We start from the raw sequence: 16811 nt of genomic DNA on the forward strand, positions 1-16811 counted from the left end.
CAGGCACCATGACGACAGCCGACGGCCCGGTCACCGCCCACGACATCGCGCTGCTGCACGACGCCCTCGACGCCATCGGCATCGACGTCGACGAGGCGGAACGGGCCGGCGGGCAGGCCGGGCCGACCACCCGCGCGGCGGTGGCCCGGCTGCACGCCCTGCTGGGCCTGCCGGCCGGCGGCGACATCGACCCCACCACGATCGAGCTGGCCCGCGGCGCCCTCGCCCGGCTCGGCAACGGCGGCAACGGCCGCGCCGCGGACCCGGGGGAGAACCAGTCCGTGGTGGAGGGCTCGGTGCACGACGGCGACGGGGCGCCGATGGCCGGCGTCACCGTCGTGGCGTTGCGGCGCGGGCTGCGCGACACGGCCGAGCTCGGCCGGGCGGTCACGGACGGGCAGGGCCGGTACGCGATCGCCTACCAGACTCAGGCCGCCGTCGACCTGCAGCTCGACGTGCTCGACGCGGGCGGCACGCGGCTGTTCCGCTCGGAGGTCCGGCACCGGGCCGGCACCCGGGCCGAGATCACGCTGGCCCTCGGCGCGGACGGGCGCACCGAGCCGGCCGAGGCGGTGCGGGTCGCCGACGCCGTCCGGGGCCTGCTCGGCCCGCTGCGGCCCGAGGAGCTCGCCGAGAACGAGCAGCACCGCGACCTGAGCTTCCTGGCCGAGGCCACCGGGTTCGCCCGCGAGCACCTGGCCTTCTACACCGTCGCCGTCCGCCTCGCCGGGCTCACCGCGCTGCCGTACGAGCTGTTCTACGCCCTGCTGCGCCAGGACGTCCCGGCCGACGCCGAGGTGATCGTGCTCGCCGCGACGAGCGGCGGCGCGGACCTCGACCGCAACGCCGCCGCCCTGCTGCGGGCGGTCTACGCGGCCCGGCCGGAGGTGCGCGCGAGCGCCGTCGGGCACGCCGTGCGCAACGGCATCCTGGCCGCGGGCTACGCCAAGCGGGCCGAGGCCGACCTGGCCAAGCTCACCGCGCTCGCCGGGAAGGCGGCGCTGAGCGTGCCGCTGCGGACCAACAAGACGCCGATCGGCACGGTCCTGGACGCGGCCGGCATCCCGGTCGCGAAGCAGGAGCAGTTCCTCACCCTGTTCCGCGGCTCGAACGACCCGAGCGAGGAGTTCTGGGCCGACCTCGCCACCCGCCCCGAGTTCGGCGCGGCCGACGTCGCGACGCTGCGGTTCGTCACCACCGTCGGCGAGGCGACCAGGGGCCACCTGCCGCTCATCACCTACCTGCTCGGGCGCCGGCAGGCCGGGCAGTTCCCGCACACCCGGGACCTGGCCCGCCTCGACGCCGCCGGCTGGAAGGCGATCGTGCTGGGCACCGGCGGCGGCCCGGTGATCGGGGTGCCGCCGAACCTGACCGCGCAGGACCCGGGCCAGGCCGTGGAGGCCTACACCCGGGTGCTGGAGCGAACCTTCGAGCGGCTGCACCCGACCACCGCGTTCTCCGCCCGGCTGGCCGCCGACCCGGCCGCGCCGCTGCCGGCCAAGGCCCTCGTCACCGGGTTCCTCGACGCCCAGCCCGGCTTCAACCTGCTGCGCTCCGACGTGGACCGGTTCATCAAGGACAACCCCGCCGCGGTACGCCCGGCCGACCGCCCCGCCGTGCGCGAGGCCCTCCTGACCGGGCAGCGGGTCCTGAAGCTGACCGGCCGGTACGCCGCCGCCCGCGCCCTGCTCGCCGACGGGCTGCACTCGGCGCAGCGGGTCTACGCGATGGGCCCCGCGGCGTTCCGGCAGACCTACGGCGCCCGGCCGGAGATCGGCCCGGCCGAGGCCGACCGGATCTTCCGCGCCGCCGAGCAGACGTACGGGCTGGCCCTGACCGTCGCCATGAACTTCAACGGCCAGCTCGCCGGGGTCGGCCCGGCCGCCGCCCAGCAGCCCGCACCGGCGGTCGGCGAGGACTTCCCCAACGTGCAGACGCTGTTCGGCTCGCTCGACCTGTGCGCCTGCGAGCACTGCCGCTCGGTGCTCGGCCCGGCCGCCTACCTCGTCGACCTGCTGCACTTCCTCGGCCAGCGCAAGATCGCCGGTGGGTCGGTCAAGTCCGCGCTGCTGGCCCGCCGGCCCGACCTCGCCCAGATCGAGCTGAGCTGCGCCAACTCCGGGACCGTCCTGCCGTACCTGGACCTGGTCAACGAGCTGCTCGAGGATGCCGTCGCGCCGCCCGCGAACCCGGCCGCGGCCGCCCGGGCCCGGCAGACCACGCTGAGCACCGACGAGCTCAACGCCCACCCGGAACACGTCAACGACGCCGCCTACACCAAGCTGGCCGGGGCGGTCTTCCCCTGGGGGCTGCCGTTCGACCTGCCGCTGGCCGAGGCCCGCACGTACCTCGGCCTGCTCGACACCGACCGCCCGGCGCTGCGCCGGGTGCTCACCGCGCCGGCCGCGCCCGGGTCGCCGGCGTCGGTCACAACCGCCGCCGAGATGCTCGGGATGTCCGCGGTCGAGGCCGACATCATCGTCGCCGGCCCGCTCGTGGCCGGGCGCAAGCCGTGGGACCACTGGGGCCTGGCCGAGACCGGCAACGCCGTGCGCGACCCCGTGCAGACCGCGACCGTGGTGACCGGCGGCTGGCTCGAGGTGCTGGCCCGCGTCCGGATCCTGCTGCACCGGGCCGGGCTGACCTACCGCGAGCTGACCCGGCTGCTCAACACGACCTTCGTCAACCCGGGCAAGGCGGTGACGATCACCGTCAACCCGCCGGACTCCTACGATCTCGGCGACATGCGGCTCGCCGGCCTGACCCCGGACTTCCTGGCCCGGCTCAACCGGTTCGTGCGCCTGCAGCGGCGGCTCGGCTGGGACGCCTACGACACCGACGCCGCGATCGCCGCGCTGCAGCCCGCGGCCCCGGCCGGCCTGCCGCGGCTCAACCCGCTCCTGCTGCGCCAGCTCGCCGCGGTGACCACCGCCGCCCGCCGGTTCGGCATCCGGCCGCTCGCCGCGGTTGCGCTGTTCGGCCGGATCGACACCCGGGACGTGCCCGCGATCCCCGGCGAACCCGCGGCGCGCCCCAGCCTGTACCGGCGGCTGTTCGCCAACCCGGCCGTCACCAACCCGGTCGACCCGGTGTTCACGCTCGACGCCAACGGCACCGAGATCGCCGGTATCGCGTCGAACCCGCAGCTGGCCGACCACCGCCCGCCGCTGCTGGCCGCGCTGGAGCTCGCCGACGACGAGCTGATGACCGCGGTCGGGGCGTTCACCGACGGCCGGCTCACCGTCGCCGGGCTGTCCGCGCTGCACCGCCACGCCGTCCTGGCCCGCGGCCTCGGCCTGTCCATGGCCGAGCTCGCCACGATGCGGGCGCTGGCCGAGCGGACGGCCGGCAGCACCCCGCAGCCGATCGACCCGTTCGACCCGGCCCGGCCCGAGGCCCTGGAGGAGTTCGCGGCCGAGGTCGACCGGGTCCGCCGCAGCGGCTTCGGCATCGGCGGGCTCGACCGGCTGCTGCGCGGTACCGCGGGACCCGGCGCCCCCGGCACACCGGACGACGTCACGATCGGCACGCTGCTGCGCTCGGTGCGGGCCAAGCTGGCCAAGCTGCGCACCGAGGCCGCACCGGGCGACGACCCGCGCGGCGAGCACGTCCGCCGGGTCCTCGGCGGGCTGGTGGCCGAGGCATCGGTGACCGAGCTGCTGCGCCTGCTGGCCGGCGAGTCGCCACTGCCGGAGGACGCCCAGCGGCAGCTCATCGCGAGCGCCCTCGGGCCGTTCGTCGACGTCCCGGTCGTGCAGGCCGCCCTCGTCGGCAGCGGGGCGCTGCGGCCCGGCACGGAGCGGTACGAGTACGTGCTGGCCCGCCTGGAGCAGCACACCGTGCGCGAGCAGGGCACCAGCGTGGTGACCCAGGAGCTCGCCGACGCCCTCGGCCTGCCCACCGCCGTCGTCGCGACCCTGGTCGGCGACTGGTTCCGGGCGTTCGGCGACAAGGCCGGGACGCTGCTCAGCGAGCTGCTGGCGCTGCCGGACCTCGCCCGGGAGCCGGCGGCCGAGGAGCAACCGGTGACGCGGGCCGAGCCCGGCTTCGCCCCGTACTTCGACGCCTACCGCCGCCTCGCCAAGGTGGCCCTGGTCGTGGCCGGATTCAGGCTCACCGCGGCGGAGGTGACCTGGCTGCACCCCAACGGGGTGGGCCTCGGCTGGCTCGACCCGGCGGCGCTGCCCATCACGCCGGTGGCGGCGCCCGAGGGCCGGTACGCGGGCTGGCGCCGGCTCGCCGAGGCCACCGAGCTGCGCCCGCTGCTCGGGCCCGGCGGCGCCGTGACGGACCTGCTCGACCTCGCCCGCGACGGCGCCCCGAAGGCGCAGTACCTCGCCGTGCTCGCCGAGCGGACCGGCTGGCCGGCCGAGAGCCTGCGGGTGCTGACCGGCGACCCGGCCAAGCCCGACGACACCGGGCTGCTGAACCTGGCGTACCCGGCGCAGTACCGCAGCGAGGTCGCGTTGGCCCGGCTCGCCCCGGCGCTGGCCGCGCTCGACCGGCTCGGGGTCGCGGCCGGCCAGGTCGGCGGCTGGCTCGGCGCGACGGTGACGGCGGCCCAGGCCACCTCGATCCGGCAGGCGGCCAAGGCCCGCTACCCCGCACAGCAGTGGCCGGAGGTCGCCAAGCCGCCCCGCGACGTGCTCCGCGAGCGCCAGCGCGACGCGCTGCTGGGCTGGCTGCTGGCCAACCCGCCGGCCGGGGTGTCGCGGTGGTACGACGAGAACGACGTCTACGCCCGCTTCCTGATCGACGTCGCCATGAGCGCCAAGCCGGCCACCTCCCGCATCGTGCAGGCCTCGGCGTCGGTCCAGCTGTTCGTGCAGCGCTGCGTGCTCAACCTGGAGCCCGGCGTGCCGGTCGACGCCGGGGCCGACGGCGACTGGCTGCAGTGGCAGTGGATGAGCCGCTACCGGGTCTGGGAGTCCAACCGGAAGGTCTTCCTGTACCCCGAGAACTGGATCGAGCCTGCACTGCGCCGCGACAAGTCCCCGTTCTTCGCCGACCTGGAGAGCGACCTGCTGCAGGGCGAGGTCACCAGCGGCACGGCCGAGGACGCGTTCCGCGGCTACCTGGAGCAGCTGCGCGCGGTGGCCCGGCTGAACGTCGTCGGCTACTACCACGAGCCCGGCAGCCCGCCGCGGATGCACGTCGTGGCCCGCAAGCCCGGGGCGCCGGCCACCTACTACCACCGGATGTGGCTCGACTCGGCCCGCTGGACCGCCTGGACCAAGATCGACCTCGACGTCACCGGCGACCACGTCCTGCCGCAGGTCTGGCGCGGCCGGCTGCACCTGTTCTGGGCGGTGATCAACCGCAAGCCCGACCACGTCCAGCCCACGGCGCCGATGTCCCTGTCCGGCCAGGAGCCGCCGAGCACCCGGGAGCACTACGAGATCAAGCTGTCCTACAGCGAGCTCAAGGACGGCCGCTGGTCGCCGACCGAGACCGTGCCCCAGGCCTACGTGCGCCAGTCGACCGCGATCAGCTCGACGCACGTGGCGCTGCGCACCGCCGAGTACTTCGACCAGCTGCACCTCAACGTGTTCATCAACGGCATGCACCGGGCCCAGTTCGTGTTCCAGGGCGTCGGCAACCCCGTCGAGGTGTACAGCACCGACTCGCCGGACACGCTGGCCGAGATCGACCCCGACACCGACGACATCGGGCCGCTGCCCGCCGAGCGGGTGCTCAGCACGATCAAGCGCCCGACCAACAGCCTGCGCCACGGCATGGGATTCGTCCCGAGCCTGCTCGCCCCGGCCGCCGCCAACCGCCCCCGCGTCGCGCCGATGACCGCGCTGAGCCGCAACGAGGGCGTGCTCGACAGCATCCAGGTGATGGCCAAGGCGGACAAGTACCGGCTGGTCGTGCCGCACCAGTTCCACCAGTTCGACTCCGCGCTGCCGTTCTTCTACCGCGACCCGAACCGGCAGTACTTCCTCGTGCCGATCTACTACTACCCGCTCGGCCACGGCTCCTACACCACGTCGCCGCCGCCCTCCGGGTACAGCTACTACTCCTTCATCCGGTACCACGCGTTCCCGTTCTACCACGCGTTCGTGCCGCTGTTCCTGCGCGAGCTCAACGCCGGCGGCGTCGACCGGCTCTTCGACCGCCGCCTGCAGCTCGACCCGGCCGGCGTCGCGAAGACCACGCCGTTCAACTTCCTGTCGTACTACGTGCCGAACATGATCATCGGGTACATGCCGGCCGAGGGCGTCGACTTCGACAGCAACGCCGGCTACGCGATCTACAACTGGGAGCTGTTCTTCCACGCGCCGTTCCAGATCGGCCGGGCCCTGTCGCGCAACCAGCGGTTCGCGGAGGCGAAGCGGTGGTACGAGTACATCTTCAACCCGGCCGGCACCTCCGGCGGCCCGGCGCCCCAGCGGTACTGGGTGACCAAACCGTTCCACCTCGCGCACGCCGCCGACTACCAGAACCAGCAGATCGCGCACCTGCTCCAGCTCATCCACGACCGCGACCCGCAGGTCGAGCAGCAGGTGGCGGTCTGGCGGGCCAACCCGTTCGACCCGCACGCGATCGCCGCCCTGCGACCGGTCGCCTACCAGCGGGCCATCGTCATGCGGTACATCGACAACCTCATCGACTGGGGCGACCAGCTGTTCCGGCAGGACACCCTGGAGGCCGTCAACGAGGCGACGCAGCTGTACGTCCTCGCCGCCGACCTGCTCGGCCCGCGCCCTGAGCTGCTGCCGCCCCGCGAGGACGCGCCGGCCAAGACGTACGCCGAGATCGAGTCCACCCTCGACGACTTCAGCAACGCCGTCACCGCGGCCGAGAACCTGGTGGCGCCGAGCCAGGCCCTCACGCCGGTCCCCGCCGGCACGCCGAACCTGCCGATCTTCCGCGGCGGGTACTTCGCGATCCCGCCGAACGAGGACCTCCTGCGCTACTGGGACGTCGTCGCCGACCGGCTGTTCAAGGTCCGCAACGGGCTGAACCTCGACGGGGTCAGCCGGCCGCTCGCCCTGCTGGCCCCGCCGATCGACCCGGCGCTGCTGGTCCAGGCCCAGGCGGCCGGGCTGGACCTGAGCAGCGTGGCCGGCGAGACCGGCGGATCGCTGCCGCCGTACCGGTTCCGGGTCATCCTGCGCGAGGCGATCGAGCTGGCCGAGTACGTGCGCACGCTCGGCCAGGAACTGCTCGGCGCGCTGGAGAAGCGCGACGCCGACGGCCTCGACCGGCTGCGCGCCGGCGCCGAGGCCGACCTGCAGCGGCGGATGACCGTGCTGCAGGACTACGCGGTCGACGAGGCCCAGCACCAGATCGACGCGCTGGTGCGCACCCGCGCCGTGCTGGACACCCGGCAGGCGTTCTACCGCGACCGGATGGACACCACGACCAACGACGCCGAGGCGGCCGCGCAGACGCTCAACACCGCGGGCCTGGTGTCGCAGGCGCTGGCGGGCGCGCTCGACATCACCGCCGGCGTGGCCCACACCCTGCCGATGTTCCAGTTCGGCGCGTCCGGCGTGGGCGGCACCCCGCACGCCACCGCGAAGTTCGGCGGCGAGAACGTCGGCCGGGCCGCGAACTCGTGGTCCGCGGTGGCCAAGACCGCCGCCGCCGTGCTGCAGGCCAAGGCCGGCATGACCGCCACCGGCGCGCAGTACGCCCGGCGCCAGGACGACTGGCGGCTGCAGTACGACCTGGCCACCGCCGAGCTCGCCCAGCTCGACAGCCAGGACCTGGCCGCGAAGGTCCGCCACGACATCGCGCGGCGCACCCGGGAGAACCACGACACCGTCATCGGCAACGCCAAGGCCGTCGACGAGTACCTGCACACCCGCTACAGCAACGGCGAGCTGTACGAGTGGATGATCGGCCAGACCAGCACCACGTACTTCCAGGCCTACCAGCTGGCCTACACCGTGGCCCGGCGGGCGGAGCGGGCGATGCGCCACGAGCTCGGGCTCGCGCAGTCCTCGTTCGTGCAGTTCGGCTACTGGGACAGCCTCAAGAAGGGGCTGCTCGCCGGCGACCGGCTGCTGCACGACCTGCGCCGGATGGAGGCCGCCTTCCACACCGACCACGTCCGCGAGCTGGAGCTGACCAAGCACGTGTCGCTCGTGCGGCTCGACCCGCACGCCCTGGTCCGGCTGCGCGCCACCGGCGAGTGCCTGGTCGACCTGCCGGAGCTGCTGTTCGACCTGGACAACCCCGGCCACTACCAGCGGCGGCTCAAGAGCGTCGCGGTGAGCGTGCCGTGCGTGGCCGGGCCGTACGCCGCGGTCCCGCTCACCCTGACCCTGCTCGGCAACCACGTGCGGGTCAGCACCGGCACCTCGCCGCAGTACGCCCGGACGTCGGCCGAGGACCCGCGCTTCGCCGACGACCTGGGCGGCGTGGACACCGTCGTCACCAGCGGCGGGCAGAGCGACAGCGGCATGTTCGAGACCCGGCTCGACGACGAGCGCTACCTGCCGTTCGAACGCGCCGGCGCGATCAGCACCTGGCGGGTGCGGCTCAATCCGGTCTTCCCGCAGTTCGACCCGGCCACGATCAGCGATGTGGTACTGCACGTGCGCTACACGGCCCGCGACGCCGGCGAGACCCTGGCCGGCCCGGCCCGGCAGACGGTGCGGACCCAGCTCAACGAGATCGCGCTGGCCGCCGGCCACGCCGGGCTCTACCAGCTGATCAGCGTGCGGCAGCAGCACGGCGGCGCCTGGCACCGGTTCCTGTACCCGGGCGAGCGCACCGACCAGGTCCTCGAACTGCCGGTCCGCGCCGACGACTTCCCGATCTTCACCCGCGGGCTGGACCTCACCGCCACCGGCCTCGACGTGTTCGGCTCGCTCACCGGCGGCAGCTACGACCTCGTGCTGACCCGGCCCGGCGGCCCCGAGCTCACCCTGACCCTGCGGGCCGACCCGGCGCTCGGCGGCCTGCACCACGCCGGCACCGCGCTCGCCCCGGCCGTGCCGATCGGGCGCGCCCCCACCCCCGAACCGTATCCACTGTGGACGGTGAAGGTGCGCCGGACCGGCGCCCCGGACTTCCGCTCGCTGGACCCGGCCGAGGTCGACGACCTGGTGCTCGTGGTCAGGTACGAGGTGGCGCCGTGATCGACGACCGCGACCTCGCCTACGTGGTCGGCCGGGTGACGGCCCTCTACGACCCCGACCGCATCTACCTGTTCGGCTCCTACGCCAAGGGCACCGCCACGGACGCGAGCGACCTCGACCTCATCGTGGTCCGCGCCGACGACCTGCCCCGGCGGCTGCGCGGCCGGGACGTCGTCGACGGGCTGTCCGGCCTCGCCATCGGCATCGACCTGCTGTTCCTCACCCCGGCCGAGGTAGCGGCGGAACTCGCCGACCCGTACTCGATCTGCTCCACCATCATGCCGACCGCCCGCACCGTCTACGAGCGACCGGCCGCCGGCGGCCGGGGCGTACGGTGAGCGCCGCACCGGCCCTGTCGCTGCCCAAGGGCGGCGGCGCGGTCCGCGGGATCGGCGAGACGTTCGCCACCAACCCGGTCACCGGCACCGGGAAGGTGACCCTGCCGCTGCCCGTCACCCCCGGCCGGGGCGGCTTCGGCCCCGGGCACTCCCTCGGGTACGACTCCGGGGCCGGGACGGGACCGTTCGGGCTCGGCTGGTCCCTCGGGCTGCCGGCCGTGACCCGGCGCACCGACCGCGGGGTGCCGGTCTACGCCGACGCCACCGGCAGCGACGTCTTCCTGCTGGCCGGGGCCGAGGACCTGGTGCCCGAGCTGGTGTGGGACGAGGCGAGCGGCGAGTGGCGGCCGGTGCGCCTGACCGGGCCGGAGTTTCTCATCGAGCGGTTCCGGCCGCGCACCGAGGGCGCGTTCGCCCGGATCGAGCGCTGGACCCGGGTCAGCGACGGCGACACCCACTGGCGGGCGACGAGCCGCGAGAACATCACGACCGTGTACGGCGCCGGCCCCGGCTCGCGGATCGCCGACCCGAACGACCCGGCCCGGGTGTACTCCTGGCTGCTGTGCTCCAGCCACGACGACCGCGGCAACGCCATCGCGTACGAGTACAAGGCCGAGGACCTGGCCGGCGTGGACCGCAGCCACCCGGCCGAGGCGCACCGCACCGCCGCCGGCGTGGCCGCGAACCGGTACCTCAAGCGCATCCGCTACGGCAACCGGGTGTCGCGCCTGCTCGACCCGGACCTCACCGCGCCCGACTGGGCCTTCGAGGTGGTCCTCGACTACGGCGAGCACGACACCGGCGCCCCCACCCCGGCCGAGGACCGGCCGTGGACCTGCCGGGCCGACCCGTCGTCGGCCCACCGGTCCGGCTTCGAGATCCGCACGTACCGGCTGTGCCGGCGGGTGCTGATGTTCCATCACTTCCCGGACGAGCCCGGGGTCGGCGCCGGCTGCCTGGTCGGCTCGCTGGAGCTCGGCTACGCCGAGTCGCCGGTGCTGACCCTGCTGACCTCGGCCACCCGGCGCGGGCACCGGCGCTCCGGCGACGGCTACCTGTCCCGCGCGATGCCACCGGTCGAGTTCGGTTACCAGGCCTTGGAGCCGGCCGCCACCGTCGTGGAGCTGGACCCCGCCTCCCTGGCCGCCCTGCCCGGCCCCGGCCAGCCCGGCGCCCAATGGGTCGACCTCGACGGCGACGGCGTGCCCGGGCTGCTCGTCGAGCAGGCCGCGTCCTGGCACTTCCATCCCAACCTCGGCGGCGGGCGGTTCGCGCCCGCCCAGCCGGTGCCGGCGCTGCCCTCCGCGCTGGGCCTGGCCGACGGCCGGGCCCGCCTCGTCGACCTGGCCGGGGACGGCCGCCTCGACCTGGTCTCGTTCGCCGCCGGTGCGGCCGGGTTCGCCGAGCGCGACGGGGCCGGCGGCTGGGGCCCGTTCACGCCGTTCGCCGCCCTGCCCGCCGTCGACTTCGGCGACCCGAACGTGCGCCTGGCCGACCTCGACGGCGACGGCCGGGCCGACGTCCTGGTCACCGAGCAGGACGCGGTCACCTGGTACCCGTCGCTGGGCGAGGACGGCTTCGGCCCGCCCAACCGGCTGCCGGCCCACCCGGCGCACCTCCTCGACGACCGCGAGCAGTCTGTCCACCTCGCCGACATGACCGGCGACGGGCTGGCCGACCTGGTCCTGGTCCGCTCCGGCGAGGTCTGCTACTGGCCGGGCCTGGGCCACGGGCGGTTCGGGGCCCGGGTCGCGATGGCCGCCCCGCCGGTGCTCGCGGCGCCGGCCGAGTTCGACCCGGGCCGCGTGCGCCTCGCCGACGTCGACGGCTCGGGCCCGGCCGACCTGCTGTACCTCGACGGCGACGGGGTCCGGATATGGCGCAACGAGGCCGGCAACGGCTTCGACGGCGGGCGGCGGCTGGCCGGGTTCCCGCGCCTCGACGCCGGCAGCTCCGCCACCGTCACCGACCTGCTCGGCATCGGTACGGCGCAGCTGGTCTGGTCGACGCCGCTGCCGGGCGACGCCGGGCACCACGTCCGCTACGCCGACCTGACCGGCGGCGTCAAGCCGCACCTGCTCACCTCGGTCCGCAACAACTTCGGCGGCGAGACCCGCATCGGCTACGCCCCCTCGACGGCCTTCCTGCTCGCCGACCGGGCCGCCGGCCGGCCGTGGGCGACCAGCCTGCCGTTCCCGGTGCACGTGGTCGAGCGGTTCGAGATCGTCGACCACGTCGCCCGCAGCCGGTTCGTGACCCGCTACGCGTACCACCACGGGCACTTCGACGGCGCCGAGCGCGAGTTCCGCGGTTTCGGGATGGTCGAGCAGTGGGACATCGAGCATCTCGACGCGGTCGCGCCCCCGGCCGGACCCGAGGCGGCGGTGGTGCCGACGGCGCCGCCCGTGCTGACCCGCACCTGGTTCCACACCGGGGCCGAGGACCCGGACGGGCGGCTCTCCCGCCGGTACGCCGCCGAGTACTGGACGCCGCCGGGCACCGATCCGGCCGGGCCGGCCGGGCTGCTCGACGACGCCGTCCTGCCGCCCGGCCTCGGCGCCGACGAGCGCCGGGAGGCCTGCCGGGCGCTGCGGGGCACGCCGCTGCGCCGGGAGGTGTACGCGCTGGACGGCACCGATCGCGCGGGGCTGCCGTACACCGTCTCCGAGACGACCGCGACGGTCCGGCTGATCCAGCCCCGGGCGGCGGGCAACCGCCACGCCGTCGTGCTCGTCCACGGCCGGGAGACGCTCGACCTGCACCACGAGCGCGTCGCCGCCGATCCCCGGGTCGCGCACACGCTGACCCTCGCCGTCGACGAGTACGGCAACGTCCTGCGCTCGGCCAGCGTCGCCTACGGGCGCGCCGCCGCCGACCCGGAGCTCACCGCGGCCGACCGGTTCGAGCAGACCCGCATCCGCATCACCGTGTCCGAGCAGCGGTTCACCGGCCCGATCCTGGCCCCGGCGGCCTACCGCACCCCGCTGCCGGCCGAGTCGAGCGCCTACGAGCTGCTGGGCGTGCCGGGGCCGGGCGCTTCCGGGCGGTACACCTTCGACGAGCTGCGCCGCCACGCCGACACCGCCGCCGAGCACGACCTGCCGTTCGAGCACCCGCACGACGCGGACCCGCCGGCACCCGGACCGCACCGGCGCATCCTCAGCCGGAGCATCATCCGGTACCGTCGCGACGATCTTGAAGGCCCGCTGCCCGAGGGCACCGCCGGATCGCTCGCCCTGCCCTACGACACCCGGCAGCTCGCGTTCACGCCCGGACTGCTCGCCCGGGCCTACGGCGACGTCGACGGGCCGCCGGTCGACGAGGCCATGCTCACCGCCGCCGGCTACGTGCCCGGCGGCGGGGCCTGGTGGGTGCCGTCCGGCCGGACCGGCTACGGCCCGCCGGGCATCGCGCCGGCCGACGAGCTGGCGCTGGCCCGCCGGCACTTCTTCACCCAGCGCAGCTTCACCGACCCGTTCGGCAACACCACCACTGTCGAGCCCGACCGCTACGACCTGACCACGCTGGAGGTCCGCGACCCGCTCGGCAACACCACCACAGCCGGGGTCGACTACCGGCTGATCCGCCCGGCGGTGCTGACCCACCCGAACGGCAACCGGACCGCGGTCGCCTACGACGCGCTCGGCCTGGTCGTCGCCACCGCGCTGCTGGGCCGGCCCGGCGAGCCGGTCGGCGACACCCTCGACGGGATCGCCGCCGACCTGCCCGAGGCGGCGATCGCGGCCGACCTCGCCGACCCGCTCGCCGACCCCGAGCCGCTGCTGGGCGCGGCCACCACCCGCGTGGTCTACGACCTCGGCGCGTACCTGCGCTCCCGGGAGAGCCCGGAGCCGCAGGGCGCGGCCGTGCACACCCTGGCCCGCCGCACGCACGCCGCCGACCTCGGGCCGGGGGAGCGCACGGAGATCGAGCACGCCCTGACGTACACCGACGGGCTCGGCCGCGACCTGCAGCGCAAGGCCCTCGTGGCGCCCGGCCCGCTCGCCCCCGGCGGCCCGCTCGCCCCGGTGCGCTGGGTGGGCACCGGCTGGACGGTCCGCGACGGCAAGGACCGGCCGGTCCGCTCGTACGAGCCGTTCTTCACCGCCACCCACCGGCTGGAGTTCGCCCGCACGGTGGGCGTCAGCCCGATCGCCTGCCTCGACCCGCTCGGCCGGTCGGTCGCCGTCCTGCGCCCCGACCACACCTACGACCGGGCGGTCTTCGACCCGTGGCGGCAGGAGCGGTGGGACGGCAACGACACGGTGCTGCTCGACCCGGCCACGGACCCGGTCGTCCGCGGCTTCACCGCACAGCTCCCGCCGGCCGACTACCTGCCGACCTGGCACGCCCAGCGGGCCGGGGGAGCGCTCGGCCCGGCCGAGGCGGCGGCCGCGGCGAAGGCGGCCGCGCACGCCGGCACCCCGTCGGTGGCCCACCTGGACAGCCTCGGCCGCACCTTCCGCACCGACGGGCGCCTCGCGAACGGCGAGCTGCTGACCTCCCGGGCGCTCCTCGACGTCACCGGCCGCCGCATCGCGCTCGTCGACGCCCGCGGCCGGACCCTGGAGCGCGAGACCTTCAGCGTGCACGGCCAGAGCCTGCGCAAGGCGACGATGGACGCCGGCGTGCGCTGGGTCCTGCCCGACGTCGGCGGGGCGCCCTGCCACTCGTGGGACAGCCTTGGCCGGCACACCGCCATCGGCTACGACGCCCTGCGCCGCCCCACCGACGTGCGGCTCGCCGAGCACGGCGGGCCCGAGACCGTCGTCGGCCGCACCGTCTACGGCGAGGATCTGCCCGACGCGGCCGAGCGCAACCTGCGCGGCGCCGTGTACCGCACGTACGACGGGGCCGGGGCGACCACCACCGTCCGGCGCGACTTCAAGGGCAACGCGATCGAGACCCGCCGGGCGTTCACCGCCGGTTACCGCGACACCCCGGACTGGTCGGCGGCCGTGACGATGGAGCCGGCCGAGTACACGACGCTCACCCGCCACGACGCGCTGAACCGGGTGACCCAGCTGGTCGCACCGCACGCCGGCGACGTGGCCGACGTCGTGCAGCCCGGCTACGACGAGGGCGGGCAGCTCGACCGGGTCGACGTGTGGTCCCGGCGGCCCGTGCCGGCCGGGCCGCTGCCGGCCGCGTCGGCCGACCTGCCGGCGGTGACCCGCATCGAGTACGACGCGCGGGGCCGCCGGGCCCTGACCGAGTGCGGCAACGGCGCGGTCACCCGGTTCGAGTTCGACCCGCTCACGTTCCGGCCGCGCGGCCTCACCACCCACCGCAACGCCGAGGCCCTGCAGGACCTGCGCTACACCTACGACCCGGCCGGCAACGTGACCCGGATCGCCGACCTCGCCCAGCAGACCCTCTTCTTCCGCAACCAGGCCGTCGAGGCGACCGCCGACTACACCTACGACGCGCTGTACCGCCTGGTCGAGGCGACCGGCCGCGAGCAGGTCGGCGCCGGCGGGCCGCAACCGGCCGGGCCCGACGACCCGGCCGGGGCGGGGATCGGGCGGTACACCGAGCGCTACACCCACGACCCGGCCGGCAACCTGCTGGAACTGGTGCACGCGGCCGCGAACGGGGCGGACGGCTGGACCCGGCGGTACGAGTACGACGATCCCAGCGGCCTCGAACCGGGGGTCGCCGGCAACCGGTTGACCCGCACGGTGACCGGCGGCGGCCCCGGCGCGACGTACACCCACGACGCCCACGGGAACATCACCGCGATGCCGCACCTGTCGCTGCTCGCCTACGACCACGCCGGCCGGATGCGGGCCACGGCCCGGCAGGTCGTGACGGCCGGCACCCCGGAGACGACGTACTACACCTACGACAACGCCGGGCAGCGGGCCCGCAAGGTCACCGACCGCTCGGCGGCGCCGGCCGGCCCGCCGCCCACCCGGGCGTCGGAGCGGCTGTACCTCGGCGGCTTTGAGATCTACCGCGAGTACGCGGGCGACGGGGTGACCGTCGTGCTGGAGCGCGAGACGCTGCACGTGCCCGGCGGCTCGGCCAGGCTGGCGCTGGTCGAGACCCGCACGGCCGGCAGCGATGCGGGGGCGACGCGGCTGGTGCGGTACCAGTACGGCAACCACCTCGGCTCGGCGGTGCTGGAGCTCGACGAGGCCGCCCAGGTCATCTCCTACGAGGAGTACCACCCGTACGGCAGCACCGCGTACCGGGCCGCCCGCAGCGCGCTGGAGGCGCCGAAGCGGTACCGGTTCACCGGCCGCGAGCGCGACGCGGAGACCGGGCTGTCGTACCACGGCGCCCGCTACTACGCGCCCTGGCTCGGCCGGTGGACCACGCCCGACCCGATCGGCACCGGCGACGGGCCCAACCTGTACTGCTACGTCGGCGGCGCCCCGACCACCCGGACCGACACCACCGGCACCACCGCGGACACGCCAGATACGGATCCTCCGCCTTCGTTCCTGTCCAAGCTCCGCGACGTCGTCGAGACGCTGCTCAGCGAGGAGGTCATGGGCAAGATGGTCGAGGAGTACAAGGCCCGGCTGCGGTGGGAGAAGGCGGACCGCATGATCGCCGCCGCCGAGGTGCTCCAGGCCCGCGACGACGGGCTGGTCGCGCTCGGCGGTGACGTCGTCAAGAACGGGAAGGTGGTGAAGGAGGGCATCGTCAGCCAGCAGTTGCGGGAGATCGCCACCGCGCCCGACGACAAGGACATCGGCGAGCTGCTCCAGCTCGGCACGGCGCACATCCTGCTGCGGATGGTGGAGCGGGCCCGGGAACGGCGGGCCCAGACCGTTGCCGACCGGCCGGACGCGCCGATGGCGGTCGACATCACCATCTACAGCCTCAACCGCAAGCCCGAGAAGCCGGACTCGACGTCACCGCACCGCAACGGTTCCGCGCTCGACATCGGCCGGTACGCAGGGTACGGCGTGCATTTCAGCGCGCCCCAGTCGTCGATGGCGGCGACGTCGCAGTTCTACGCCGACATGCTCGGCGACGGCAGCGACTCCGGGCCGGTCGCCGCGAAGCTGGGGCTGGGCCTGGTCCGGCTGCCCAAGATGGACCCGGCCGGCGCGGCGAAGGAACAGGGCGACGCGTTCAAGCGCCCGTACTACACCTGGGAACAGCGGATCACGCCGAAGCTCGAGTCGACCGTGCACTACATCCTCAAGCCGGAGTGGGCCAAGTTCGGGCCGTTCTTCCTGCCCCGCGAGGCGAAGATCGGCGGCGACACCCCGGACGTGGGCAACGTGATCGGCCGGTTCGTCGACCCGGGCGTGCGGTCCACGTTCGAGCGGCTGCGGGCGAGCGATCCCACGGACATGCTCAAGTACGTGTTCGCCGACGGCTGGGACCACTTCCACGTCGACGTGCAGCGCTGAGC

At 74.8% G+C, this 16811-nt stretch carries 3 protein-coding genes; all 3 read left to right on the forward strand.

Going from position 1 to position 16811, the window contains the following annotated elements; translation table 11 throughout:
• Positions 1-8 precede the first annotated feature (8 nt).
• The 3 genes from ACQPZ4_RS20385 to ACQPZ4_RS20395 are packed head-to-tail and all read left to right on the forward strand — an operon-like array spanning position 9 to position 16809.
• A complete protein-coding gene (locus ACQPZ4_RS20385; RefSeq protein WP_433063366.1) occupies positions 9-9098 on the forward strand; it encodes a neuraminidase-like domain-containing protein in 9090 nt (3029 codons plus the stop codon).
• Positions 9095-9436, forward strand: coding sequence for a nucleotidyltransferase domain-containing protein (locus tag ACQPZ4_RS20390; protein WP_433063369.1), 342 nt, complete (start codon positions 9095-9097; stop codon positions 9434-9436). Before ACQPZ4_RS20385 ends, ACQPZ4_RS20390 begins: the two co-directional genes overlap by 4 nt.
• Positions 9433-16809: a SpvB/TcaC N-terminal domain-containing protein gene (locus ACQPZ4_RS20395; RefSeq protein ID WP_433063372.1), complete on the forward strand. Its 7377-nt coding sequence runs from the start codon at positions 9433-9435 to the stop codon at positions 16807-16809. The genes ACQPZ4_RS20390 and ACQPZ4_RS20395 overlap by 4 nt, the downstream gene beginning before the upstream one ends.
• Positions 16810-16811: the final 2 nt, after the last annotated feature.

This window comes from Dactylosporangium sp. CS-033363 (assembly GCF_050942475.1).
Taxonomy (GTDB): Bacteria; Actinomycetota; Actinomycetes; order Mycobacteriales; family Micromonosporaceae; genus Dactylosporangium.

Bases quoted from the DNA above. Each gene is read 5' to 3' on its own strand.
- ACQPZ4_RS20385 (WP_433063366.1), top strand. From the start codon at position 9: ATGACGACAGCCGACGGCCCGGTCACCGCCCACGACATCGCGCTGCTG.